Below are 22,829 nucleotides of genomic sequence, written 5' to 3'. Positions count from 1 at the left end.
GCCATGACTACAGACCTCGAAGGATTGACGCAGGGATCCGTGACGTCGCGGGACGGCACCCGGATCGGCTACTGGAAGACCGGCAGCGGTCCGGCGGTCGTGCTGCTGCACGGCAGCATGGAGTCCGCTCGCAGCCACACGCTGCTCGCCAAGGCGCTGGCCGGCGACTTCACCGTCTACCTCCCGGATCGCCGCGGTCGCGGCCTGTCCGGGCCGCATCGTCCGGACCACTCGGTGCAGACCGAGATCGAGGATCTCGAGGCGGTACTACGTGACGCCGGGGCCACTCGCGCCTTCGGGGTCAGCGCAAGCGGCGCGATCGTGCTGGCCGCGGCTCGCGCGCTGCCGACGCTGACCAAAGTCGCCGTCTACGAACCGGCCCTGGTCGCCGACCCGGCTCCGCACGCTGCCTGGCTGGCCCGCTTCGACCGTGAAGTTGCCGAAGGCAACATTGCGGCGGCGATGATCACCAGCATGTACGGCCTGGAGCTGGCGCCGGCGGCCTTCAAGGTGATGCCCCGGCGACTGCTCGCCGCGATCACCGAGAAGCTGCTGAAGAAGGAGGACCGGGCGGCCGGGCCGGACGACATCACATTGCGGAAGCTGGCGCCGACGGTGCACTACGAGGGCGCGCTGATCGTCGAGTTGGCCGGGCGGTTCGAGGAGTTCGGCGATGTTGCTGCCGAGGTGCTGTTGATGGGTGGCAGCAAGGGGCTGCCGTTCCTGGCGCCGGGGCGCGACGCGCTGGCTGAGGTGCTTGCGTCGTGCCGGCGGGTGGAGTTCGACGGTCTTGATCATGGTTCGTCGAGCGATCCGAGTGAGATCAACTCGACCGGTAGCGCCGAGGCTGTCGGGAGGATCGCGGCCGAAGTACGGGCTGCCTTCAGGTAGCCGTCGTGTAGGCCCAGTCGATCGCGGCCGGGATGTCGGTGATCGGGTAGAGGACCGCCTTGATCTCGCGGGTCGGGGCGACGATCAGGATGTGGCGCTTGAGGCGCTCGTAGCCGCCCGCCCGGAAGGTGGGCAGGCGGAGGGCGGCGGTCAGGGTCAGCTCGGTGTCGGAGAGCAGGATGTGCGGGATGTTCTCCAGCTCGGCAAAGGTCTGCTGCTCGTCGGGGCGCTGGGTGCTGACGCCGTGGACGGCGATCCCGGCTGATGTGAAGTCTGTGGCGCGCTCAGCGAACAGCTTGTTCTCCAGCGTGCAGCCGGTTGTCCCGGCGATGTCCTCCCAGCCTTCCGGCAGCTTGCTCGGCCTGCCCGTAGCCGGATAGCCGAAGATGATCGTCGCTTGCGCGGTTTCGTCGACCACATCTCTGAGCTGCTGGCCTGCCGGTAGGAGGAGGTCGGCGGGGATGCGGGTGCCGACCAGTTCGTGGATGCGGTGGGCCGGGGCCTCCTCGGGTGCGTTGGTGCCGGTGAGCTCGCCGTCACCGAGCAGCCAGCGGTCGCCCCAGTCCTGGAGGGCGACCAGCACGGGGAGCAGGGCGCGGCCGCGAGGGGTGAGCTTGTAGGCGTACCGGGGCGGGCGCTCCTGGTAGGCCACGCGCTCGACCACGCCGCTGTCGAGCAGGCTGTTGAGCCGCTCGGTCAGCACCTTCCGCGAGATCCGCAGCGACTCGGCCAGCAGGTCGAACCGGTCCAGCCCGCGGGCCAGGTCCCGGATGATCAGCAACTCCCAGCCGTCTCCGACCACCCCGAGGGACTGGGCGATCGCACAGTCGGGCTCGGGGGAGTAGCTACTACGCCGCACGACAGCCTCCTCCGCTTGCTCCCACGCTATCCGGCCTTGTAAGTTCCCTTTAGGAACTCACTCTACTTCGGGGGTGCTGGATGTACTGGCAACGAGTGGCCGGGCTCCCGGGGTGGCTCAAGGCGGTGATGGTCGGGCAGTTGGTTAGCTCGGCCGGGTCGCTCGCGTGGATCTACTTCACCCTGTACCTGGTCGAGGATCGCGGGATGTCGCCGCAGGAGGCCGGCTTTGCGGCAGCGGCGTACGGGGTGGGGTTGCTACTCGGGAACCTGTCCGGTGGCTGGTTCGGCGACCGGTTCGGGCTGCGGGGCGCGGCTGTCGCCAGTCAGCTGTCGTGGGCTGTTGCCTGCCTCGCGATGCCGTTTGTGCCTCTCGGTGGGCTAGCGCCGCTAGCGGCAGTTGCCGGCCTCTGTGGTGGCGCGACCCGTCCCAATCTGAGTGCTCTCGTCGCGCTGGCGCTGCCTGCCGAGCGTCGACGGGAGGGGATCGCGCTGTCGCGTTCGGCCAGCAATGCCGGCTTTGCCATCGGTCCGCCGCTTGGCGGTCTGCTGGCTGCGTACAACTTCTCGCTGGTCTTCGTGCTGGACGCGGTCTCCAGTCTGGTGCTCGCAGCCGTCATCTGGTGGTACGTCCCCAGCGCTACCCGAGTGGCGGCCGCTGAGCGGGTGTCGGGCGTGTGGCGTGCCCTCCGCGCCGACAAGTCGGTCCTGGTGCTGCTCGCGTCGATCGTCGTCATCGACACCGTCTACCGGCAGCTCTTCGCGACTCTGCCGCTGGTGCTGCACGATGCGGGGTCGCCTGCTGTTGCGTACGGCGTACTGATCGGCCTGAGCTCGGTAGTCATCGTGCTGCTCGAGGCACCGCTGGCCATCCGCCTCCGGTCCCACCATGCGTCGCGCGTCATCGCTGTCGGCTTCGCCTTGGTCGCTGCTGGCCTAGCGGTTCTAGGCGCCTGGCCTGTTTTGGTGGGGGCCGCTGTGGCCGTAGGCCTCATCACTGCCGGGGAGATGCTCTACAAGCCCACTGCCACCGCCCAGGCAGTCGACGCGGCCCCTGCGGGCATGACCGGCCGCTTCTCCAGTCTGTACGCCGCTGCGTCGATCTCCGGCATGACACTGGCCCCTGCACTGGGTGGCACCACCTATCAGCACCACCCGCATCTCCTGTACCCGCTGGCGGCTGCTCTGGCACTAGCGGCCGCGGCAACCACCTACCTGGCCGGTCGGCGGCCCGTAGTACCGGCTAGGCCTCCGGTAGAGGCGCTGGACGGGCCTCCCAGCGGGTAGAGAGCACCACGGTCGTCCTAGTCCGCACCACCCCGTTGACCCGGCGCAGGCTGCCCACTACGGCCTCCAGCTGAGTCACGTCCGCCACTCGGACCTTCACGACCAGCTCCTGGTCGCCGGCGACGAACCAGCAGTCCTCCACCGCGGCGATCTCCCGGACGCCAGCGACGATCTCATCCGTCTCCACGTCGTCCCGCTGGAACAACCCCACCAGGGCGCTGGTCCCCAGGCCGACCTGATCAGGGGCCACCACTGCGCGGTACCCGAGCAGCACTCCGCGCTCCTCGAGCCGCTTCACCCGCTCCTGGACACTCGGCCCCGACAGACCCACCACCCGGCCGAGTTCGGCCCAGCTCGACCGCCCGTTGGCTCGCAGCGCCTCGACCAGCTGCCGATCGATCGCGTCCATGCCATCCTCCGTTTACCGCAGATTCGTAGGGAGATCGACTGATCTACCTTCAATTCGTTTGAGTCCTAGCAGTCCCTGGCGTACAATTCAACTATCGAAGCCCGTTGGAACAACCTTGTGAAGGAATCATGATCACCCCCGAAGTCGCCCGTGCCCACATCGACGAGATGCGCCGTGTCGCCGCGATCCACCAGCGCGACTACACCGGTCCGTCCGCCTGGCGCCGGCTGCTGACCCGCTACATCCGGCACAGCTGACCCACCTCCCGCGCGACCGGCAGGGCTTGCCGCCCACCGGTCGCGCTCGCGTAGGTGGGCAAGAGATAGGCTTCGCCTCATGCATGCCCTCCTCCTGCCGCTGTCCGCGGCCGCCGAAGAAGCCTCCACCGAGGCCTCGCACATCTCGCCTTGGTGGTACGGCGGGTTCGCCCTGTTCGTCCTGGTCGTGATGCTGCTCGTCACCGTGATCATGGGCAAGGGCCGGCCGCACAGCTGAGCGGCCTGGTGAGCTGACGTGGATTCGGAGAGGGTGCGCCCCGGGCGCCGCCTGGGCGTGATGGGCGGTACGTTCGACCCGATCCACCACGGTCACCTGGTGGCGGCGAGCGAAGTACAGGCGTACTTCGACCTCGACGAGGTCATCTTCGTGCCGACCGGGCAGCCCTGGCAGAAGCTCGACCGCGAGGTCTCGCCGCCCGAGGACCGGTACCTGATGACGGTCATCGCGACCGCCTCCAACCCACGGTTCTCGGTCAGCCGGGTCGACATCGACCGGCCCGGTCCGACGTACACGATCGACACGCTGCGGGACCTGGCCAGGCTCTACCCCGACGCAGAGCTGTTCTTCATCACCGGTGCCGACGCGCTGGCCCAGATCCTCACCTGGCGCGACGTCGACGAGATGTTCAAACTGGCCCAGTTCGTCGGCTGTACCCGGCCGGGGTACTCGTCGCAGGAACTGCCGCTGGACAAGCTCCCGATGGACCGGATCACGCTGCTCGAAGTACCGGCGCTGGCGATCTCGTCGACCGAGTGCCGCCAGCGCGTCGCGAAGGGCAACCCGACCTGGTACCTGGTGCCCGACGGGATCGTCCAGTACATCGCCAAGCGCGACCTCTACACCAACCACTAAGCCCGCACCACCAAGCCTGTACCGCTAGCAAAGGACCGCAATGCCTGCCACCGAACGCGCCATCGAGCTGCTCACCGCGGCCGCCGAGGCGGCCCACGACAAGAAGGCCGAGAACGTTCTCGCGTTCGACGTCTCCGAGCAGCTCGCCATCACCGACGCGTTCCTGGTCGCCTCCGCCTCCAACGACCGCCAGGTCCGCGCGATCGTCGACGCGATCGAGGAGAAGCTCCGTGTCGACTTCGACGCCAAGCCGGTCCGCCGCGAGGGCGCCCGCGAGGGCCGCTGGGTGCTGCTCGACTACCTGGAGATCGTCGTCCACGTCCAGCACGACGAGGAGCGCAACTTCTACTCCCTCGAGCGGCTGTGGCGCGACTGCCCGATCATCCCGCTGCCCGGTGCGGACGGCACCATCGCAGTACCGGTGATCGCCGACCGTACCGCCGACGAGGACCCGGCCCCGTCCCCCTCCTCAGTCGAATGACAGCGGGCAGGCTGATCGTCTGGCGCCACGGCCGGACCGAGTGGAACCTGCAAGACAAGATCCAGGGCCAAGCAGACATTCCCCTCGATGAAGTAGGCGTCGCCCAGGCGCGCGCAGCCGCCGCGCGCCTGGCCTCCCTGGCCCCCACCCGCCTCTTCTCCAGCGACCTCCAGCGCGCCGCCGCCACCGCCGGTGAACTCGCGGCCCTGACCGGCCTCAAGGTCGAGTACGACGAAGCCCTCCGCGAAATCAACGTGGACGACTGGGCCGGCATGACCATGGACGAACTGGCCGCCATCCACCCGGAAGCCGCCGCCCGCATCCGCTCCGGCGAACCCCAACGCCGAGGCACCGCCGGCGAAACGGTCGAAGAGGTCGCCGAACGCTTCGCCCCCGCCCTCGCGCGCGCCATCGAACACGGCGAGCCCTCCGACACTGTCGTCGTCGCCACCCACGGCCTGGCCGCCCGAGTAGGCATCTGCCTCTTCCTAGGCATCCCCAAAGCCCACTGGCCCGCCTTCGGAGGCCTCTCCAACTGCAACTGGGTCTCCCTACTCCCCGGCCGCCACGGCTGGCGAATAGAAGAATGGAACGCCGGCTCCCTCCCCGAACCAGTCATGAGCGACGACCAGCAACGCTAGACAAGCCCCCACGCCCCCTCCGCTCGGCCGCTCCTACGTCGCGCCCCTGCTCCGGGCGCTCCCGCCCGCCCTTCCTTGCGCCTCTGCGGCGCTCCTGCGTCGCGCGGTGCCGCTCCTGCGTCGCGGTGAGTGCCGTCGCGCTCGCGGCTGCCTTCCGGGGGAACCTCGTCGCACCCTGTCGGTGTGTCCGCACGCTGCCCTGGACCCTTCGACCAGTCGCCGGACCCTCCTTCCGGCGGCTGTCAGGCATGCCCCAGGCCACCCGTTCTTCGCCGGCCGGGAAGCTTGCCCAACTATCACCACCAGCCCTCCCCAACCCGCCGCAAACCGCCCTCGCCCACCGTGCTCTTCCTCACCTCCCCGTCCGCTCCACCCGATTTTTCTTTGCGGCCTCCCATCCGCTAAACTTCCGGAGTCCGCAAGACACCGCGGGGCTTTGGCGCAGTTGGTAGCGCGCTTCCATGGCATGGAAGAGGTCAGGGGTTCGAATCCCCTAAGCTCCACCGCAGGTCAGAGGCCCTTTCCCCTCGGGGAAAGGGCCTCTGATTTTTGACCCGGGAGGCTAATCGGGAGGCTACGGCCTCTCTTTCTCCTCGTTGCCGCCCTGACCGGGGAAGATTTCGTCCATCTTCGTAGCGCCTTCGGTGAGTACTGGTCGCAGCTCGTGCCGGTAGACCTTCTCTGTCACGTTCGTGCTGGCGTGCCCGACCAGCCGCGAGATGTCTTCGATCCGTACGCCCTTGCTCGATAGCAGCGAGACGAAGCTGTGCCGCAGTTCGCGAGGCGTCCACATCGCTGGGTCGAGTCCGGCTGCCTTGACGACCTTCCGGAAGGCGCGGCGCACGTTGGCGGCGTCGAGCTGCGTGCCGATCTCGGAGGCAAAGACCAGGTCGAGGTTCTGCCAGCGGCGTCCTGCTGCCTTCCTCCGAACCTGCTGGCGCTCCTGGTGATCCGTCAGTGCCTCCACACAGCGCAGTGCCAACTCAAGTGTTCGCCGGGACTTGAGCGTCTTGGTATCGCCTCCCTCCCGCACGGAGCGCCAGACCTGGATCGACGGCGGTACGGGAGGTTCCGCCTTCGGCCTGCCAGCAAGGTCTAGGTTCGACCAAGTCAGCGCCCGCAGCTCCTCCGTTCGCGCTCCGGTCAGCAGCGACACCACGATGTATGCGTGCATCACCGAAGATTCGGCAGCTTGCAGGAGCGCTTCTGCCTGATGCAGCGTGAGCGATTTCGACGGCCGACCACCCTTGCCGGTCGGGATCTCACAGAGCATCACCACGTTGCGGTGCACCTTCTCCCTCGCCTGCGCCCGCATGATCGATCGACGCAAAATCGAATGGAGCCGGCGGAGGGTGTCTGTGCTGAGCACTTTGGCTTTCGCAGCAAGCCAGTCGTCCACCTCGTCGGCAGTCAGCGCCTGGAGTTTCTGAGCACCGAGAGCTGGGATGACGTGGGTGTTCGCCAGGCTGCGCAGATTCTTGACGGTCGTCGCTTGACGCTTGTGCAGGCCGAAATCGAACCAGTCGTTGACGGCTTCCTCGATTGTGTAGTCCTTGGCTGCGAGGGCGGCGCGGTCCTCCGCTTGCTTCAGCTTCTCCTTCAGCTTCGCTTTAGCAGCGGTCTTGGTCGTGGCGCTAGCCGTGATCCGAGGCCGCCGCGTTTTGCCCGCCGGGGCGGGTCCTAGGTACACGACTGCGATGTACCGACTCTTGCTGGCATCCCAATGAATGCCACCGTCGCCCTGGCTACGCCGCTGCGGCACTACCGACCTCCTTCGCTTCCATCTTCAGCAGGTTCACGTACTCGGTGATGGCGTCGGCCGGAACACGGCGGCTTCGGCCTTCGGACACGGTTCCGAGGCGGCCCAGGCGGATCAGCTCGTAGACCTGGCTGCGGCTGTAGTTCAGCAGGACGACTGCCTCGGCAACGGTGTACAGAGCGCGAGTCGGTACCAGCGGCGTCACGGTGGAGTCGGTCACGCGAGAGTCTCCTTCGGAGTAGCGAGATGGCCTGACAGAACTGACAAAACTGACAAAACCTCCATGGTCATCGGTCCTCCGCAGGGGCGGTCATGACGTGCGGGTGTACCTCGTAGGAGTGGGACGGACGGCCGCCCTTGCTGCTCTTTTCGGTTGGCTTGGGCCTGATGTGGCCGTGTTCGGCGAGGAGCCTGAGAGCGGGTTCGAGGCCTTCGGCGGTCGGGAATCTGTTGCTCTGGAGGCCGCGTAGTGCGTCGCGGCGGGCGAAGGTGTCGCGGCCGGTTCGGTCGCAGTGTTTGGTGATCCAGGCGAGTACGTCGCGGGCGTCGTCTAGGTCGGGGTGGGAGCGGCCCATCAGGTCGTAGACGGCTAGGGCGTGGTCGAGGTAGTAGCGGCCGACGCGTTCGGCGGCGTGCATGGTGTCGGCGGTGATGGGGCCGGCGTAGCCGGTGGTGAAGCTGTGGGCCAGGTGGAGCAGGGCGGCGATCCGGACGACGTGTCCGGCGAGCTTGGAGGCCCAGTCGGTGATGGGTGCGAGTTGTCCGGTGCGGGGGTGGAGTCGGGGTTCGATCCAGTCTTGGAAGTCGAGGAGGGTCTGTCGGGCGTCGGGGGTGAGTTCGAGGTGGTGCGGGGTGTGGCGGTCGGCGAGGAGCAGGACGAGGGTTTGCAGGGCGTCGCGGTAGGTGGTTTCGACGGCTTCGGGGACGGGGGTTGGTGTGTTGTTGCGCTGACCGACGGTGTTGACGGGAAGGCTGTAGAGGATGCGGCCCAGGACGCCTCGGTCACGAAATCCGGGTTGTGCGGCGAGGCCTTGGAGGGTGGAGGGTTGGGTGGTGACGCCGAGCGTCATGGCGGGGCGCTCGATGGCTTCGGACTCGCGGCCTTTGCGGTCGACTTGGATGGGGTCGCCGACGTGGGCTTTGAGGAACACGGCGAGGTTTGGGGCGGCTGAGTAGCGGGTGCCGGTGAGGGTGGCGAACACGTCGCCTTCGGCCGACAGCACCGCGATCCGGCCGCCTTGTGCGGCCATCAGCGACACGCACGCTTCGGGGGTGACGTCGTCGGTCATCAGCCGGGGCACGGCCGGTACGACGATGGCTGCGGCTTCTTTGGCGGCGGCGGTCGCGTCGGCGAGTGCCTCTTGTGGGTTGACGGTGGCGCGTTCGGCCTTCTTGGCCAGGTCTTCGGCTTTCGCGTGGGCGATCCGGGCGGCCAGGTCGGCTTCGGTGCGCTGGTCGGCGGTCGCTTCTTGCAGCGCGGCTTCGGCGGCGTTGAGGGCGCCGGTCATGGCCCGGAACACCGGCGACTTCCGTGAGCCGGGTGGCAGGGCGATCGTGGTGTAGAGGTTGACCTGTTCGAGCCAGGACCGGTCGACCTTGACCAGGACCTTTCCGCCGGCGGCTGTGGACAGGCACGCGAGCGCGACGCAACCGGCCAGGTCGGTCGGTGTCTGGGTCGCTTCGGCGACGGCGCTGACCTGGTCGGCCAGCCAGTCGGGGAACACATCGACGGGGAACGGACGCAGCATCCGATCGGTCTTCAGCGGCACGGGTTCGCCGTCCCAGGGCGGCGTTTCGTTGCCCAATGCATCAGTGCCCGCGGTGACGCCGGCGACGCCCATTTGGTCGTGATGCCTGGGTGTGCGCTGAAGATTTTGGGTTGGCCTGATCGGTGTCGGTGGCGTGATCGGCTCGGGGTCGAAGGGGTCTTCGGGGGGCTCGATCAGGTGCCAGTCGATGTGTTCGGTGCTCATGCTGCGGCGATCCCTTCGGCACGGAATCCGCCGGTGATGGCGGCTCGGATGTCTCGGTCGCTTTGCTCTGCTGCGTGTCCTGCGTCGGTGAGTACGGCGATGGCGTCGTGCTGCTCGATCGCTCCGAGCAGGACAAGCCGTGCGACGCCCCGTGCGGCCCCGTAGAGGGTCGTGCGGCGCTTGCCCTCCGGGGCGTTGCGTACGGCGCTCAGGTGGGCGGCCAGGAGCTTCTCCGGATGGGAGATGCCCCCTCCGCCGGGCATGGTTGCCGGGAGGCCGGCGGGCGCGGTCCGGATCGGCTCGGGCGGTTCGCAGGCGGCCAGGAGAGCGGGCGGGGGCATCTCCACGTCAGTGGCGGTCTGGCCCCACTGGTAGCGCCGGTGGGTGCGGTGGTGGATCGAAGGCGGCAAGACGACGTATCCGCCGTCTGCTTTGACGTCGATCCCCGGTCGTTCGGGCATCGGGCGCGACCCGATGTAGTGGCCGGGGTGGCGGTAGTAGAGGTGGAGTCCGCCGGACCCGCTGTGGACGTGCAGGGTCCGTGGCACGAGCCGTTCGGTCATCAGGGCGGACAGGCTGTGGTCGCCGCCGTGTGCGGGGTCGACGTCGATGACGAGCAGTCCGGACGCGGTGCCGGTGCGGACGGCGAGCTGACCTTGCGGGACGGCGGCGACGATCGCGGCGACGCGGGCGGGGTCGGTAGTGGCGGCATAGAAGCCGTGGCAGGTCAGGTGACCACAGCTCGCGGGATCGTGCGCGTCTTTGGGGCAGGCCTCGCAGTTGGCTACGGGACGCTTAGAGCGTCCAAGCACGAACACGGGCCAGCCACGTTCGGCGGCGTCCAGGGCGGCGGTCAGCAGGTCTGTCACAGCAGGAATCCCTTACTCGAGGAGGGTCAGGCGGCAGTCGCGTAGCTGTCGGCGTAGGCCGGCGTCTGGCAGTCGACGCAGCGGCCATCTGAGGTGGGGATGCAGTAGTCGGCGACCTGGTAGCACTGCCCGCAGGTCCGGCGAGCCTGCATGGCTTTGTCGAGGGCGTTGAGTTGGGCCGGGGACGCGGTCCGCGACGGCTTGGCGAGGTCGAGGCGGTAGAGCCAGGCCCACCGCTGCCCGTTGCGCCACACCAGCAGCGCGTAGGGCTCCTGGCCGCCGGGACACATCCGCATCGCGCGGAGCTGGCGGCGGGTGGCCAGGCCGCCGGGTGCCCACCGGTACCGGAACACCGGCGTTCCGTGGTGGTCCCAGCCGAGTGCGTACTTGCCGTTCCACAGCTCGATCCACTGCGACCGAGCCGGGTGCAGCGATGCGCGTTCCATCAGCGTCCCGGCCATTAGAAGTGCCACCAGCGGCGGCGCGTTTCGGCCTGGTCGAGCCGGTCGCGGGCGGCCAGCGCTTCGGGCGTCTCGTTGTCGCTGGAGTAGGAGGTGAAGTCGGCCAGCGCGGCGCGGTACTCCTCAGCCGGACTCAGCGCCTGCTCGTCGTCGGTCTTGCGGGGTTTGCGGGCCATGGTGGTTCGGGTCTCCTGAGGATCGTGGTGCGGGGCTGGTCAGCGGTTGCGGCGGTTGCGGTGGTGATCGATGAGGCGGCTACCGATGCGGGTCCGGCGGCCTGTGCCTTTGCAGCGGCGGCAGTTGCGGAACGCCTTGCCGCGCGGGGCGCGGGACTTGCCCGAGCCTGCGCACTTGGTGCAGTTGGTGTAGGGGAAGATCAGGCAGCCGAGCAGGTAGAGCGCGACGGCGGCGATCCCGGCACCGATCCAGATCGCGAGACGCTCGGTGTGGGTGAGTGGCTGGGTGTTGGTGACGACGCTGGCGGGCAGGACGGTCGAGGCGTAGAGCCAGAACAGATGGTTGGCGGGCACCACAGTCAGTCACCTTCTGTAGTCGAGTTGGGGCGTGGGAGGTGGAGGCGATGACCTTGTGCGGGGCGTCGCCGGAAGATTCGGGGTTGAGTTAGCTGCCGGGAATTGGGTTAGGTTCCTCACTCGGCGAGTGAGATCGGGCCAATGTGGCTCTGACCTGCGGTTAGTTATCGAGTTAGCCGGGTTAACCGGCGCCGGATGCGGCCTGGTCAGGGCGCTGAGAGCAGCGTTTCCGGCGCCGGCCTCGGGGTTAACTGGCGATCGTGTCGGTGTCTTCGTCGGTGTCGTCAGTCGCGCCGGCGTCGCGCTGCCGGAGGACAATCACGTCACGGACGGTAGCGGGATTGAGGGGGAACTTGTTGCCGGTCGAGGGGACCTTGATGCCGTGCTCCGCGGCGAGGATCTCCCGCAGCGTCTTGCCGGACAGGGACTGGTACGGCTGCCAGGTCGGGGCGAGATCCCGCAGCAGGGCGGGCACGTCGGCGATCGGCACCAGCTCGTTGTTGAGGACCTCGTCCAGGTCGGCGAGCAGGTCGCGGGTCTCGATCTCCGGTCGCCGCGAGTCGCCGGGTGCGGGCAGCTCGCGCTTGCTGATCGCGGCCAGAGCGCGGTCGATGATGGGCGTTATCTGGTCGTTGCCCTCGGCACCATCGAGGAAGTACCACTGCAACGTCTCGAACTTGGCGGCGGTGAAGCCCTTCACGATCGCCGTACCACGGTTCTCGCCGGGGATCAGATCGGTTGCCCGCACCCCCTGCTTGAACGCGCCTTGGCCGAGCAGGCCGTCGTTGGCGACATAGTCCTGCACGTAGAACGCGACGTTGTTCGTGCAGTTGCGGGTAACGTCCTTGGGCAGCGACGTCGCCGTCGGAGCCTGCGTCGAGACCCGGAAGTGCATCCCCCGCTTGCGGCCCAGCTTGACCAGCGCCACGGCGTACTTGGCGATCTCCGCGCCGTACTCCTCGTGCTGGAAGGCCACGTGTGCCTCTTCCAGCAGGCCGACCAGCGGGTGCATACCGACGTTCTTGTCCGCGAGTTCACGGGTGACCTGCTCGACCTGGTAGGCCTTGAGCAGCTCGCCGCGCTTCTCCATCTCCTCGAACATCTCTTTGAGGTCGTCGCGGATCTGACGAATCGACTCGTCGTCGGCACCCATGGTGTAGCGCGAGCAGCGGCGCTTGAACCGCTCGAAGTCGAAGTTCTGGTCGGGCACCCAGATCCGCATCTCCACGGTCGGGTCCAATGCGCATCCGGCCATGAACGTCTTCGACGCCGACGACTTGCCCTGACCCGGTGCGCCGCCCACGACCGAGTTGCGGCCCATCACCGGTTCACGCAGCTCGTCACCGCGCAGGGACTTGCCCGCCGGGACGCCCTTGAACACGTCCACCAGGCCCTCGGTCAGCAGCGGGTACGGGCCGGGGCCACCGGCCAGCGCGCCCTTGTCGGCAATCCAGAGGTCCAAGATCCCGGCTTCGTCGCCGGTGTTGGGCCAGACCTCGGAGCCGGCGCGGTGCAGGCTGGTCGCCAGAGCAACTCGGCGCTTGGAGATCTCCGCTGCGGGAACGCCGCCGGGCAGCCGGATCAGCGCGTGCGTGCCCCGGCCCTGCTGGCGTGCCGGGGTGATGAACTGGAGCTTGTAGCCCTCCTTCAGGTAGCGGGTGATGTTCGGGATGCGCAGCGAGTCCAGCGCGCGGGCGATCGTTGTTTCATCGATGGCCAGATCCCACTGGGTCTCGCCGGTGGTGACGAGCCAGCTCGGCGGTTCAGCGCGGCGCTTGCCTTCGCGGTAGCACGACAGCACGAACAGGAACGGCGCTGCGAACAGCAACACGCCCCACACGAACGACACAGCGGCGATCACGAACCCGATCACGGCGAAGAACCCCAACCAGACACCCGTGAACGACCCGTTGCCGGTGAGCTTGGTGAGCACGGCGATCACGAACACCGCCAGCGGGATACCAAGCAGCGTCGCGGCCAGCACCTTGACCAGGCCGATGAACAGCCGGGGCAGGTCCATCAGGCGCTTGTGGCGGCGCTCGGTGGCCATCTCCTTGCGATCGGCCCACTCCTTCAGAGCCTCCCGGTCACCGGCCGCCTCAGCGGCCTTCATCTGCCGCCGGTACATGCCGAACGTCGAGGCGTCGTAGGCGCGCTTGGCGTACGACTCCGCGCCCTGGACCACCGTCCACGTGTGGCGCAGCGTCGGCTTGACGACCTTCATCGTCGGTTCGTGGCCCTTGACCGCGACCGCTGCCGACCGCACCACCCGCACCGGCGCGGTCGCCCGCCGCACGACCAGCGCACCACGCGACTCGAGACGGCGGTCCAGCTCGGCCGACTCCTCCTCGGACAGGACCTCGCCCTCGATCACGTCCGCTTCGTGAACCTCGGTGGCCTCGTCCATGGCGATCCGTTCGGCGTCGCCGTGAAGGATCCCGTGAACGTCCTCGTGAACGCTGTCCTGAACGGCCTCGTGGTCGCTCGTGTGGTCGGTGTCGTAGAGCCGGTGAACGTTGCTCTGCTCGTCATCGGGCATGCTCATGCTCCTTTCACGTCGACCAGCAGGACGCGGGGCGTGATGCCCTCGGCGGCGGTGCCGATCAGGTCACAGGTGGAGTGGTTCGGCGAGGCCCACACGGCACCGGACTCTCGGCCGTGCGACGCGGCGGCGATCCCGCGCGCCGGCCACAGCTCGACCGCCGCGACGACCATGACCGCCACCTCGTCGTAGTCCACATCGTCGGTACGGGTGAGCAGCCAGAGCTTGAGCGTCATCGGGCTTTCTCCTGCCAGGGTTGAGAACTGAGCGCCGAAGTTGAAGTTCATGCCGCCACCGCCTGCGAGCCAGCCAGGTCACCGACGCTGTGACCGAGCGATTCGGCGACAGCGGCGACCAGGTCGCGGGCGGCGGGTGGGGTGACGGCGTTACCGAGCTGGCGGACCTTCTCGCGCTTGTTGCCGAGCACGACGTAGCCGGGCGTGAACGCCATGCCGGCGCCGATCTCGTGCGGCTCCAGCATCCGGAACAGGCAGTCGTCCACGGTCGGGGTCGAGTACTCCAGCAGTGACTGATGCCCGGCGGTCGTGAGAGTCCGCAGCGATTCACCAACAGGGGTGGACATCTCGGCACCGTCGCCGGTGCTGGTGTTGTTGCGCATCACGAGCGCAAACCGGTCGTGCGCGGTGAACGTGCCGTGCGGGTCGTCGGTCGTGTGGGTGGTTGCGTTGCCGTAGTAGGGCATCAACAGGCCGTGGTGGTTGCCAGCGGCGGCGAACGTGTCGAAGACCTGCCCGACCCCCTTGGCGGTGTTGTTGGCCCGCAGCGGCACAACCAGCGCTTCGGACTCGTTCGCGGTCCGGGTCCGCATCACGTCGGCGACGCTGGTCGCGGCGTCGTTCCAGGTGCCGCCCGCGGGGACCAGCAGAGCGGATTCGTTGCGGGTTGTCTGGGTCCGCAGTACCGCCGTCACCGGTGTTGCCTGCTTGCCGTCGCGGCCTTCCATCGGCACGACCAGCGGCGCACCCAAGTGGGCTTGGCGTTCCAGCGCGGCACCGATCCGGGCCATGGTCTTGTCGGCCAGCGGACGGGCCTTGTCGCCGATCCGCTGACCGGGAATCGTCCAGTCGATCGCCGAAGATGCAGGAAGCCACCCCGGCTCAACCACGCTGTTGCGGCACGAGACGCGGGGGCAGCGCCACACGTACTGAGCGCGGTAGCGGCCCCACGCCCTGTCGGGCTTCTTCCACGCCTGCATGGAGCGCACCACCTCGTCACAGCCGGGGCAGTAGGCCAGTGGGCGGGTCCACTGGTCCAGGTCCGGGCAGCGCGTCGTCTTCAGGTGCGCCACCGCGTAGAGCCGGTCGCGTGACTGCGGCGCGGGCCGCCCGCCGGCCTGGGCGTGCATCGAGTTCAGGTAGACCACGTGCAGGCAGTAGCCCAGCGCGGCCCAGCCCGCGCGCCACGCGGGCCACATGACCCACTTGGCCGCGTCAACGACGTTCTCGATCACGACGGCGGCGTAACGGTGGTACTCGGCGAACCGCAGCGGGTCGAACATCGACACCCGCGACCGCTCCGCCGACTCCAGCGGCAGCACCTGCCCGTACAGATCGGGCGTGGAATCGACGTTGCGCTTGCGGCCCTTGGCCTGGGAGTGGTTCGTGCACTCAGGCGAAGCCCACAGCAGATCGGTGCGCGGGTAGCGCGACGGGTCGACCTGCGACAGGTCAGCACAGTCGTGGTCCGCGCCGGGGTGGTTGGTGTTGTGGCTGTCCACGGCCAGCCGCCAGTGATTCGCGGCCATCCGCACCGTCACGCCCGGCACCATCGTCGCGCCCGTCGAGGAGCCACCGGCACCGCAAAACAGGTCAGTCATCGTGAGCGTCATCAGGCAGCCGCCTTCTCGATCGAGGTCACCGCAGAGGCGACGGGGGCGAGCTGGTCGCGGACACCGGCGGCGACCTTGGCCGACAGGCCCGCAGAGCAGCCGGTCGTCTTGCGCGCCCAGGCCGGGGTGACCTGGTCGGCGGTGGTCTCGGGGTCGGCCTTGGCCAGACCCAGCGCGACGTAGTCAGCCAGCAGCATCCGGCCTGTCTTGGCCGTCTTCTTCCGTGGCGACGGCTTGCGGGTCGACCGGCGCGGCTGGGTCTTGGTGGTCACCTCGGGAGATGCCCCGCCCGCCTCTGCAGGAGCCGATTCCAGCGCCACCGGAGGCGGGGGCATCTCCTGCGTTACTACGGGCACGGCCAGCGGCTCAGCGGCCTTGTGCGGGTCGGCCAGCACGGCGGCCTGCTCGGCGCGCAGTACCGCTTCGGTCAGCCTGTCCCGCAGTACCGGGGCGGTCTCGGCAGCGCAGAACACCAGCAGCGGCGGGACCGAGTGCAGCACGATCCCGGCAGCGTCGCCGTGCCCGAACGAAGACCAGGTGTTCATCACATAGGTCGCGGCGAACGCGAACCGCTTCGTCCGGCGAATCCACGGCCCGGCGTCGGTCACCTGGTACCGCGCGGTGATCTGCTCTGCCCGCAACACCGCGATCAGGACCAGGGACACCATCGGGTCCAGCAGCCACGCAGCGATCCACGGCAACGATCCCACCGTAGCGCCAGCGGCGGCGAACGCCTGGACGTTGACCATCGTGAACGCCAACCCCAGAACGATTCCCAGCCACATGCACCGGTCAACCTGCGTGCGGATCGACTCCACCCGCAGCGCCACAACGTCGGGGTGAGTCGACAGCGCCCGGACCTGCGACGCCTCAGCCGCCTGAGTCCGCAACTTGTCCACGCTCGTTGCCTTTGCCGGGGCCGGCGGGGCCTGTACGAGTGCGCTCATCGGGCCACCTCCTGGCCGTTGATGATCTGGCGGGCATCGGTCAGGAACCCCGACAGAATCCACAGATCGCCGTACGCGGTCGCCTCCTCGGCCGAACCGGCCGGGGGCATCTCGTTCCCCAGCACGAACTGCACGAGGTAGGCGAAACGGGCGGCCAGCTCGCCACTTACAGCGGCTCCGGCGGTCTCAAGACCGAGCTTCTCGGCCCACACCTCTTCGAGGCTTAGCGTCCGGCGGCTCATGCCGCGTCCTCCGTCTCCGGGACGCGGTGGCCCAACTCGCGGGCGGCCTTCAAAACCACGTGCTCCGCACGGCGGACCCGACGTCGGTCGAGCTCCGACACCGCAGGACCGATGCTGAGCCTTGCGATCTCCGCGTCCAGCTCCGCCAGGTCGGCTGCGATCACCGGCCACTCACGCTCGATCCCGGCCAAATCGGCCGGGGTCGGGTCCTCGCCGCTGACGGATGCAAGGTGGATGATGCTCATTGGGTTTGCTCCTGTTCGTGAAGGGACTGGCGCGGCCCAGACGCCTCGGCGGTTGCCTCCGCCGGGGCGTCGCTGCGAGCTGTACCAATTGACGAAGCGAAACTAAGTTGCGCAACACAGTATCGCTTGAGTCTGAGTTGCGCAAGCGAGGCGCGATACACTGGTTGGGTGAGTGACCAACGCGAAGACCTGGCGACCGCGACACGTCGGTACCGGCGAACTGAGTCCGCCCACGAAGAAGCGCGGCAGGAGGTGCTCTCTGCTGTGCTGGCGGCGCTGAAGTCCGGCGTGCCGCCGACAGAGGTCGAGCGGCTATCGCCGTTCACGGCTGCGTACATCCGAAAGATTGCGCGGGCTGAGGGCGTGCCTCCCGCCGCCCCGGGCCCCAAGAGGGTGAGTTCCTGAGTGTTCAGTTCGGTCATGGCCCCAGCGTCGATGCGGATTGGGCTCCCGCTGTGCACTCGGCAGGCTGCGCACTTTTTTGCGCATTCACCGGGCAAGGCCGCGGTTCACTAGGGGAGACCACAGCAACGAGGGGAAGTGCAGATGCACGTAGGAGAGCGCATCGGGGCCTACCGCAAGCGACGCGGCATGTCCCAAGATGCCCTGGCCGGCCTCATCGGAATGTCCCGATCCTGGCTGTCCCAGGTCGAACGCGGCATCCGGGGCGTCGACCGCCTGTCCACCCTGAATGACCTAGCCGCCGTCCTGCGTATCGATGTCGCCGATCTCATCGATCGCGACTGGGTTCTCGCCCCCGACGCCTCGGAGCAGGTGACTGCTGTTGACGCGGTCCGCAGCCAGCTCGCGGGCTACCATCACCTGCTCGGAGAACAGACGGCCCCTTGGCCTCTGCCGCAGCTGCGCAACGGCGCTGTGCAGGTGCACCAGGCATACCAGGCTGCGAGATATCAGACCGCGACTGCGATGCTTCCAGATCTCATTCAGGCCGCCGATGCCTACGACGGATATCAGGGCCGCGATGGCAGAGAGACGCACCTTGCCCGGTGCTCGGTCTACTCGGCTGCGGCAAAGCTCCTGACCAAGGTTGGTGAGCATCAGCTCGGCTGGCTGGCCGCCGACCGCGCCACACACGCCGCGATGGCTGCCGAATCGAAGACGGCCCAAGGCATGGCTGCGTATCAGGTGGTGTGCGCCTTGCTCCGCAGTCAGCGCACGGATGACGCCGAGCGGGTGGCGATCAGATCTGCTGAAGGTCTGATGCGCCTAACTAGCTCTGACGCTCCGGATGCGGTGTCGCTCGCCGGTTCTCTCTGGCTGATCTCGTCGGTCATAGCTGCCCGCAGGTCTGACCGAGCTACCTCTACCGAGCGCCTGGCGACAGCCGAACAGCTCGGTGGCCTACTCGCCCACGATGGTAACCATTGGTGGACTGCCTTCGGGCCAACCAATGTCCTGATCCACAAGGCATCTGTAGCAGCTGAGTTCGGCGACCCGGCGGGCGTGCTGCGAGTCGCCACCGAGGTTGATCCCGACGCCATGCCTGCCGGCCTGCAAGGCCGTCGCTCCCGCCTTCACATCGACCTTGCATGGGCACAGGCTCAGGCCAAAAACGACATGGAGGCGATCCTCCACCTCCAGCGGGCCGAGCGGGTCGCTCCCGAGTCGATCCGCTACCACACCATCGCCCGCGAGTTGGTACGCGAACTTCTCAAGCGCTCCCGCAAGTCGACCCCGGCACTAACCGCCATCGCAACCCGCGCAGGAGTCCTCACGTGACCGACCGCACCCTCTACATCGTCACATGTGGTGCCCCGCTCGCGTCGCGGGTGGCCGACGGCGTTAGTGCCGCCCGCTTACGCGGCTGGACTCCGTACGTCCTCCCTACGGACGCAGCTCGCCCGTGGCTTGAAGGCCAAGACCTCGCCGACGTACCGATCCTGACTGGCAACCGCAAGCCCACGGAAGCAAGGCGCGCGCCAAAAGCTGACGCCCTAGCCGTGGTTCCAGCCACCTTCAACACACTCAACGCCTGGGCAAACGGCAACGCCAACACCTATCCGCTCACGACACTGTGCGCTGCCCTCGGCTCGAGAACGCGGACTGTCGCCGTCCCCTTCGCCAAACATGACCTCGCAGGCCACCCGGCTTGGCTCGCCTCACTTGCCGTACTTCGATATGCGGGAGTGCGGATTGTCGATCCGCACGACGGCTCAACGGCGTCGCTGGAGCCAATCGAGTCCGGTACGGGAGACCGCGTTGCCGAGAACTTTCGATGGGATTGGGTTCTTGGCGAGCTCGAATCATCCGGAGAGATTCGAGGAGTCAGTCAGTGACAGACGAACCCGCAGCCGATGGCACGGCAAGCGACAAGCCAACACCACGGGCCCGGCTGGATCGCCATCAGCTACCCGAGGAATTCACGGTTGAAGCCCTGAGGCAGATCGATATCAGGGACCTTATCTGGCTGCAAGAGGAAGCTGAGCTGACAGAGCGGCAGCGCGAGTCGCTCGACGCTGGTGTCGAGGAGATCTACGGCCCGGTCACCGAGAAGATGCGCAAGGCGACAGCTCAGTTGGCCGAAAAGTTGGCAGGTGCGGTCAAGTTCGACCTCCCGAAGATCCCGAAGATCGGAATTGAAATCGATCCGATCGGTAAGGATTTACGGGAGAGTTTTGCTCGCATACAGGCGCGATCCGAGCTGTGGCAACGAGAAGACGACCATCGCGCTGAGCTGCGCCACCTCACTAGCGAAAACGTTAGGAGGTCGAGTCCGCAGGCAATGCATGCCGAGCAGCAGCGGAGCTTAAGCGAGTTGCACGGTACTTTCCAAGAGGTTGCGCTCATGATGGCAAAGCTGGTCGAACGGACCGAACAGCAGCACGAGGCGGCCGTTCGCCAGGAACGGGCTGCTGAGCGCCAGAAGACCACAAACTGGGCCCTAGCGGTGGTAGCAGCCGTGTCCATGGCGGGAACTCTGGCGACAGTAGACAGCCTGCTGATGTTCTGGCTCGCTCTGATCGGTGCCCTTGTGGTCGCCGGTGTGCTGTGGGTCATCATGCACTGAATGTTGCGGACCAGATGCCACATCGGGCCGTATGGATACTTAGGGGATCGCACGCGGGGCCTGCTAGAGGACTGCACGGCAAGCCGCGGTAACTGCCTTCGATCTGCGGCAGTCAGCTTGGCGTCCGCACCAAGCGAGCCGCGCTGAGTGGCCCTGACAAAACTGACAAAACCTTCCGGGTTGGGAGGTTTTGTCGGTTTTGTCGGTTTTGTCAGGGCCTCTCGGTGCTTGGGAGGGCGCGCGCAGTCCGCCCCGTGCGCCTGCGTGCATCGGGCCGGACGTCCGGTCCCGTGTGGGTCGAGCCGCATGGACTGATTGTCGGTCTGACCAGTCATGATGGCAGCACGAACCAGCAGGAGGCGTCATGAATGATCAAGCGGACCCGACGGCAGTAATCTTTAGAGCAGGCCTCGACCACTACGCCGAGAAGCGCGATCCGGTCGACCACGCACTCGACAAGGCACTCCCCGAAGATCCAGCTCCTGTACACGCGGTCGTCAGTTTCAACGAGGGGCAGCAGACCAACCCGTTCAAGGGCCCAAGACGCCTGCTAGTTGCAGAGAAGTCTGGCCATGAGCCGATCTTCTTGGAGCGGTTCTACTATCAGGACAGCCTGTGTGGTCGGGCCATCAAGGTTGTCCTCGGCATACCTTTTGATTCATCAGACCCTGACGCATGTGAACGGTGCGCCGAAGCTCAACGGCGCGGAGCCACCGGCCCACCAGTTGGCCGATCGCTTGAAGAGCGCTCGACGGCCGATCACGAAGCCTCGGACCGCGCAGCGCAGGAGCATGCAGACTCCTTCGACAAATTGCATCCCGACGATGATCGATAATGGCCCCGGTTTGGATGTGAACTGGTGAACATCATTGTGGAGGTGGCCTGTGGCTGAGGTGGCGATCCTGAAGGGAACTCCCTACTCGTTGCCGTCCGAAGCTAGCGGATCACTAGACGAACTGCGGTCCCGCCTTCACATCGTCCGGACGGACCTACAAAAGGCGCTCGAAAGTGCGCGCCGAATGGGTCTTGTGCGTGAGATGGACCGAGCACACGGCTACTCGTCAGTCTTCGAGAGCAATAGCATCGAGTTCGAGGGTCCTGACCTCGCAGGGACTGTTGAGGTCATCGAGTCTGACACCGGACAACGCGTGCTGCGTGATCTGAACATCAACTTGCTCCCTGAAGTCCTTCAGAAGGACAGGCGGGCGTTTGCGGCGATCGGCCTCGAAACTGCCCGCGTGCTCGCCCTGCGATACATCGGAGGCGATGTTAGAGGTCTTTGCCAATCGGACGTGCGGTCGCTGCACGGCGTCCTGATGGCCGGCGAGTGGTTTGCAGGTCGATACCGGCAGTTCGATGCCGCCATCTCTGGGTCCGACCACGCGCCATATCCGACCTATGAAATCCCGTTTGCGATGGCGGAGCTTTGTGATTGGAGTCAGGGGCCTGTAGAAGGTGATCTGGCAGTGCTGCGAGCGGCGGTCGGCCACGCGTGGTTCACTCACGTGCATCCCTTCCAAGACGGGAACGGGCGTGTTGGTCGGCTGATCGCAAACGTGTTGCTCGGCCAGGACGGCCTGCCGCCCGCGATTGTAAAGGCGCGGTCGCAGCGGAGCCGGTATATCGCTGCCTTGGCCCACAGCGATGAGGGCGGGGACATCATGCCTCTTGTTGGGCTGTTCTTGAAAACGATTGAGCGGTACGTATCAGAGCTCCAGCGACCGAAGGCGTTCAAGCGCCTGTTCGATCAGCTCGTTGCGCGTCGTGGTAGCAGCTACTTCGACTGGTACCGGAACAGCCTCAGCGACTTTATGAGCCGACTCAGCTCCGAACTTGAGCTGTTCGGGCTTCGGCTGACATTGCTGGACGAACTCTCCCAGGAGGTGTTCGCGGATCTAAGGGGAGGTCAGCGTCAGACTGTCATGACGGCACTAATTACCGATGGTGACGGTCAGGACCTGGTTCTCTATCAACGACCGCCGTCGACTGCGGCACGCAATCGATTCAGTGCAGACGAGCGAGTGCCCACAGTTGCCTTCGCTCTGCCGAACGAGCAGTGGAAACTCGAGCCATACCGCCGAACCAAGAGGGCAGACCTCGATGGGTTGGCGGACTTCTGGGTCCAGCCGGATCAGCCCACCAGCGTCTTCATCGATGGGCGCGCGGTTCGGTCGCATTCGGTCGCGGACGGTGCCTCTCTGCTGGCAGAGCAGATCAGGCGGGGATTCGCTAGGCGCTTCGAACTGCCGCCGCGCTACTTCGACTCCGCTCGTTGGCTACCCAAGATCCACGGCGGACCTGGGTAGCCAAAGCGGTCGGATGGCGTGCGCCGATCTGCAGAGTAGTGGTTTTGTCAGTTCTGTCAGGACCACTCGCTCGCGATGTCGGTCTGTGGAGAGTGGCGTTGTCCGCCGCGCACGGGAGATGCCCCGCCTGGAGTTCCTCTCCTTTGCCGCCAGCCAGTCGCAGCAGCGCTCACTCCGCCCGCCGGCCCAACGCCTGGGCGGTCAAGCGGCGGGGGCATCTCTTCGTAATCGCTGGGAGGCTAACGGGGAGGCTACGGCCCTGCATCGGCCTGGACGACACCGGACGTCGGTGGACTCAGGAGGGTGTGGGCTTAGGCTCCCGCAGCGGAGGGGAAATCCATGGCATGGAAGAGGTCAGGGGTTCGAATCCCCTAAGC

The 22,829-nt window shown here is 66.9% G+C and carries 27 protein-coding genes and 1 tRNA gene; 13 read left to right on the top strand and 15 right to left on the bottom strand.

What is annotated here, in order from left to right; all coding sequences use genetic code 11:
- The first annotated feature begins 3 nt into the window (after positions 1-3).
- Positions 4-891: an alpha/beta fold hydrolase gene (locus tag ABD768_RS15630; protein ID WP_344841229.1), complete on the top strand. Its 888-nt coding sequence runs from the start codon at positions 4-6 to the stop codon at positions 889-891.
- Here ABD768_RS15630 and ABD768_RS15625 read toward each other — a convergent pair.
- Positions 884-1,750: a winged helix-turn-helix transcriptional regulator gene (locus tag ABD768_RS15625; RefSeq protein ID WP_344841227.1), complete on the bottom strand. Its 867-nt coding sequence runs from the start codon at positions 1,748-1,750 to the stop codon at positions 884-886. The genes ABD768_RS15630 and ABD768_RS15625 overlap by 8 nt on opposite strands.
- Positions 1,751-1,830: 80 nt before the next feature.
- Between ABD768_RS15625 and ABD768_RS15620 the strand changes: the two genes are divergently transcribed.
- Complete coding sequence (locus ABD768_RS15620) at positions 1,831-3,036, top strand: MFS transporter (RefSeq protein WP_344841225.1); 1,206 nt, start codon at positions 1,831-1,833, stop codon at positions 3,034-3,036.
- On the opposite strand, the gene ABD768_RS15615 is transcribed toward ABD768_RS15620, so the two are convergent.
- Positions 2,993-3,445, bottom strand: coding sequence for an Lrp/AsnC family transcriptional regulator (locus tag ABD768_RS15615; protein WP_343971544.1), 453 nt, complete (start codon positions 3,443-3,445; stop codon positions 2,993-2,995). The two genes, ABD768_RS15620 and ABD768_RS15615, sit on opposite strands and share 44 nt — an antisense overlap.
- Before the next feature lie 128 nt (positions 3,446-3,573).
- Between ABD768_RS15615 and ABD768_RS15610 the strand changes: the two genes are divergently transcribed.
- The 6 genes from ABD768_RS15610 to ABD768_RS15585 all read left to right on the top strand — a co-directional run bounded on the left by ABD768_RS15610 (position 3,574) and on the right by ABD768_RS15585 (position 6,201).
- Complete coding sequence (locus ABD768_RS15610; RefSeq protein WP_343971547.1) at positions 3,574-3,702, top strand: hypothetical protein; 129 nt, start codon at positions 3,574-3,576, stop codon at positions 3,700-3,702.
- A gap of 79 nt (positions 3,703-3,781) precedes the next feature.
- Positions 3,782-3,940 (top strand): hypothetical protein, encoded by a 159-nt coding sequence (locus tag ABD768_RS15605; protein WP_343971550.1) that lies wholly within the window; start codon positions 3,782-3,784, stop codon positions 3,938-3,940.
- Positions 3,941-3,958: 18 nt separating this feature from the next.
- Positions 3,959-4,576: a nicotinate-nucleotide adenylyltransferase gene (gene nadD / locus ABD768_RS15600; RefSeq protein WP_343971553.1), complete on the top strand. Its 618-nt coding sequence runs from the start codon at positions 3,959-3,961 to the stop codon at positions 4,574-4,576.
- 40 nt (positions 4,577-4,616) lie between these two features.
- Complete coding sequence (gene rsfS / locus ABD768_RS15595; RefSeq protein ID WP_344841222.1) at positions 4,617-5,057, top strand: ribosome silencing factor; 441 nt, start codon at positions 4,617-4,619, stop codon at positions 5,055-5,057.
- Positions 5,054-5,698, top strand: a complete 645-nt coding sequence (locus tag ABD768_RS15590; RefSeq protein ID WP_344841221.1) for a histidine phosphatase family protein — start codon at positions 5,054-5,056, stop codon at positions 5,696-5,698. Before rsfS ends, ABD768_RS15590 begins: the two co-directional genes overlap by 4 nt.
- 430 nt (positions 5,699-6,128) lie before the next feature.
- A tRNA-Ala gene (locus ABD768_RS15585) sits at positions 6,129-6,201 on the top strand.
- Positions 6,202-6,272: 71 nt separating this feature from the next.
- Here the strand turns inward: ABD768_RS15585 and ABD768_RS15580 are convergent.
- From ABD768_RS15580 to ABD768_RS15520, 13 genes are all read right to left on the bottom strand, one after another.
- Positions 6,273-7,460, bottom strand: a complete 1,188-nt coding sequence (locus tag ABD768_RS15580) for a tyrosine-type recombinase/integrase (protein ID WP_344841220.1) — start codon at positions 7,458-7,460, stop codon at positions 6,273-6,275.
- Entirely contained in the window at positions 7,444-7,677 is a 234-nt protein-coding gene (locus ABD768_RS15575; RefSeq protein ID WP_344841218.1) for a helix-turn-helix domain-containing protein, read from the bottom strand. The genes ABD768_RS15580 and ABD768_RS15575 overlap by 17 nt, the downstream gene beginning before the upstream one ends.
- 67 nt (positions 7,678-7,744) lie before the next feature.
- Positions 7,745-9,430: a YfjI family protein gene (locus tag ABD768_RS15570; protein WP_344841217.1), complete on the bottom strand. Its 1,686-nt coding sequence runs from the start codon at positions 9,428-9,430 to the stop codon at positions 7,745-7,747.
- Positions 9,427-10,299, bottom strand: coding sequence for a bifunctional DNA primase/polymerase (locus ABD768_RS15565; protein ID WP_344841215.1), 873 nt, complete (start codon positions 10,297-10,299; stop codon positions 9,427-9,429). The genes ABD768_RS15570 and ABD768_RS15565 overlap by 4 nt, the downstream gene beginning before the upstream one ends.
- Positions 10,300-10,325: 26 nt before the next feature.
- Positions 10,326-10,745: an RRQRL motif-containing zinc-binding protein gene (locus ABD768_RS15560; RefSeq protein WP_344841214.1), complete on the bottom strand. Its 420-nt coding sequence runs from the start codon at positions 10,743-10,745 to the stop codon at positions 10,326-10,328.
- 14 nt (positions 10,746-10,759) lie between these two features.
- Positions 10,760-10,936 carry a hypothetical protein gene (locus ABD768_RS15555; RefSeq protein WP_344841212.1) on the bottom strand — a complete coding sequence of 59 codons (177 nt, stop codon included), beginning with the start codon at positions 10,934-10,936 and terminating at the stop codon, positions 10,760-10,762.
- Between the two features lie 39 nt (positions 10,937-10,975).
- Positions 10,976-11,290, bottom strand: a complete 315-nt coding sequence (locus ABD768_RS15550; RefSeq protein ID WP_344841211.1) for a hypothetical protein — start codon at positions 11,288-11,290, stop codon at positions 10,976-10,978.
- 250 nt (positions 11,291-11,540) lie between these two features.
- A complete protein-coding gene (locus tag ABD768_RS15545) occupies positions 11,541-13,832 on the bottom strand; it encodes a cell division protein FtsK (protein WP_344841210.1) in 2,292 nt (763 codons plus the stop codon).
- A gap of 2 nt (positions 13,833-13,834) precedes the next feature.
- A complete protein-coding gene (locus ABD768_RS15540) occupies positions 13,835-14,071 on the bottom strand; it encodes a hypothetical protein (protein ID WP_344841208.1) in 237 nt (78 codons plus the stop codon).
- A gap of 47 nt (positions 14,072-14,118) precedes the next feature.
- A complete protein-coding gene (locus ABD768_RS15535) occupies positions 14,119-15,672 on the bottom strand; it encodes a DNA cytosine methyltransferase (RefSeq protein WP_344841206.1) in 1,554 nt (517 codons plus the stop codon).
- A gap of 11 nt (positions 15,673-15,683) precedes the next feature.
- A complete protein-coding gene (locus ABD768_RS15530; RefSeq protein WP_344841204.1) occupies positions 15,684-16,631 on the bottom strand; it encodes a hypothetical protein in 948 nt (315 codons plus the stop codon).
- Positions 16,628-16,873, bottom strand: coding sequence for a hypothetical protein (locus ABD768_RS15525; RefSeq protein WP_343971595.1), 246 nt, complete (start codon positions 16,871-16,873; stop codon positions 16,628-16,630). Before ABD768_RS15525 ends, ABD768_RS15530 begins: the two co-directional genes overlap by 4 nt.
- Positions 16,870-17,118 (bottom strand): DUF6284 family protein, encoded by a 249-nt coding sequence (locus tag ABD768_RS15520; RefSeq protein ID WP_344841201.1) that lies wholly within the window; start codon positions 17,116-17,118, stop codon positions 16,870-16,872. The genes ABD768_RS15525 and ABD768_RS15520 overlap by 4 nt, the downstream gene beginning before the upstream one ends.
- Positions 17,119-17,664: 546 nt before the next feature.
- Between ABD768_RS15520 and ABD768_RS15515 the strand changes: the two genes are divergently transcribed.
- The 5 genes from ABD768_RS15515 to ABD768_RS15495 all read left to right on the top strand — a co-directional run bounded on the left by ABD768_RS15515 (position 17,665) and on the right by ABD768_RS15495 (position 22,452).
- Positions 17,665-18,858, top strand: a complete 1,194-nt coding sequence (locus ABD768_RS15515; RefSeq protein ID WP_344841414.1) for a helix-turn-helix domain-containing protein — start codon at positions 17,665-17,667, stop codon at positions 18,856-18,858.
- Positions 18,855-19,415 (top strand): flavoprotein, encoded by a 561-nt coding sequence (locus ABD768_RS15510; RefSeq protein ID WP_344841199.1) that lies wholly within the window; start codon positions 18,855-18,857, stop codon positions 19,413-19,415. The genes ABD768_RS15515 and ABD768_RS15510 overlap by 4 nt, the downstream gene beginning before the upstream one ends.
- Positions 19,412-20,146, top strand: a complete 735-nt coding sequence (locus ABD768_RS15505; RefSeq protein WP_344841198.1) for a magnesium transporter CorA family protein — start codon at positions 19,412-19,414, stop codon at positions 20,144-20,146. The genes ABD768_RS15510 and ABD768_RS15505 overlap by 4 nt, the downstream gene beginning before the upstream one ends.
- Before the next feature lie 364 nt (positions 20,147-20,510).
- On the top strand, positions 20,511-20,981 hold the full coding sequence (locus ABD768_RS15500) for a hypothetical protein (RefSeq protein WP_344841196.1): 471 nt from the start codon (positions 20,511-20,513) through the stop codon (positions 20,979-20,981).
- Positions 20,982-21,030: 49 nt separating this feature from the next.
- Positions 21,031-22,452, top strand: a complete 1,422-nt coding sequence (locus ABD768_RS15495) for a Fic family protein (RefSeq protein ID WP_344841194.1) — start codon at positions 21,031-21,033, stop codon at positions 22,450-22,452.
- The last annotated feature ends 377 nt before the right edge of the window (positions 22,453-22,829 follow it).

Origin of the sequence: Kribbella ginsengisoli (assembly GCF_039537185.1) — a bacterium.
GTDB lineage: Bacteria > Actinomycetota > Actinomycetes > Propionibacteriales > Kribbellaceae > Kribbella > Kribbella koreensis.
The sequence above is the reverse complement of the archived record's forward strand: the minus strand, read 5'-3'. Positions and strand labels throughout refer to the sequence as shown.

Coding starts and splice junctions, on each gene's coding strand:
- ABD768_RS15630 (WP_344841229.1), top strand. CDS start 4: ATGACTACAGACCTCGAAGGATTGACGCAGGGATCCGTGACGTCGCGG.
- ABD768_RS15620 (WP_344841225.1), top strand. CDS start 1,831: ATGTACTGGCAACGAGTGGCCGGGCTCCCGGGGTGGCTCAAGGCGGTG.
- ABD768_RS15615 (WP_343971544.1), bottom strand. CDS start 3,445: ATGGACGCGATCGATCGGCAGCTGGTCGAGGCGCTGCGAGCCAACGGG.
- ABD768_RS15610 (WP_343971547.1), top strand. CDS start 3,574: ATGATCACCCCCGAAGTCGCCCGTGCCCACATCGACGAGATGCGCCGT.
- ABD768_RS15605 (WP_343971550.1), top strand. CDS start 3,782: ATGCATGCCCTCCTCCTGCCGCTGTCCGCGGCCGCCGAAGAAGCCTCC.
- rsfS (WP_344841222.1), top strand. CDS start 4,617: ATGCCTGCCACCGAACGCGCCATCGAGCTGCTCACCGCGGCCGCCGAG.
- ABD768_RS15590 (WP_344841221.1), top strand. CDS start 5,054: ATGACAGCGGGCAGGCTGATCGTCTGGCGCCACGGCCGGACCGAGTGG.
- ABD768_RS15570 (WP_344841217.1), bottom strand. CDS start 9,430: ATGAGCACCGAACACATCGACTGGCACCTGATCGAGCCCCCCGAAGAC.
- ABD768_RS15560 (WP_344841214.1), bottom strand. CDS start 10,745: ATGGAACGCGCATCGCTGCACCCGGCTCGGTCGCAGTGGATCGAGCTG.
- ABD768_RS15555 (WP_344841212.1), bottom strand. CDS start 10,936: ATGGCCCGCAAACCCCGCAAGACCGACGACGAGCAGGCGCTGAGTCCG.
- ABD768_RS15545 (WP_344841210.1), bottom strand. CDS start 13,832: ATGCCCGATGACGAGCAGAGCAACGTTCACCGGCTCTACGACACCGAC.
- ABD768_RS15540 (WP_344841208.1), bottom strand. CDS start 14,071: ATGACGCTCAAGCTCTGGCTGCTCACCCGTACCGACGATGTGGACTAC.
- ABD768_RS15535 (WP_344841206.1), bottom strand. CDS start 15,672: ATGACTGACCTGTTTTGCGGTGCCGGTGGCTCCTCGACGGGCGCGACG.
- ABD768_RS15530 (WP_344841204.1), bottom strand. CDS start 16,631: ATGAGCGCACTCGTACAGGCCCCGCCGGCCCCGGCAAAGGCAACGAGC.
- ABD768_RS15525 (WP_343971595.1), bottom strand. CDS start 16,873: ATGAGCCGCCGGACGCTAAGCCTCGAAGAGGTGTGGGCCGAGAAGCTC.
- ABD768_RS15520 (WP_344841201.1), bottom strand. CDS start 17,118: ATGAGCATCATCCACCTTGCATCCGTCAGCGGCGAGGACCCGACCCCG.
- ABD768_RS15515 (WP_344841414.1), top strand. CDS start 17,665: ATGCACGTAGGAGAGCGCATCGGGGCCTACCGCAAGCGACGCGGCATG.
- ABD768_RS15500 (WP_344841196.1), top strand. CDS start 20,511: ATGAATGATCAAGCGGACCCGACGGCAGTAATCTTTAGAGCAGGCCTC.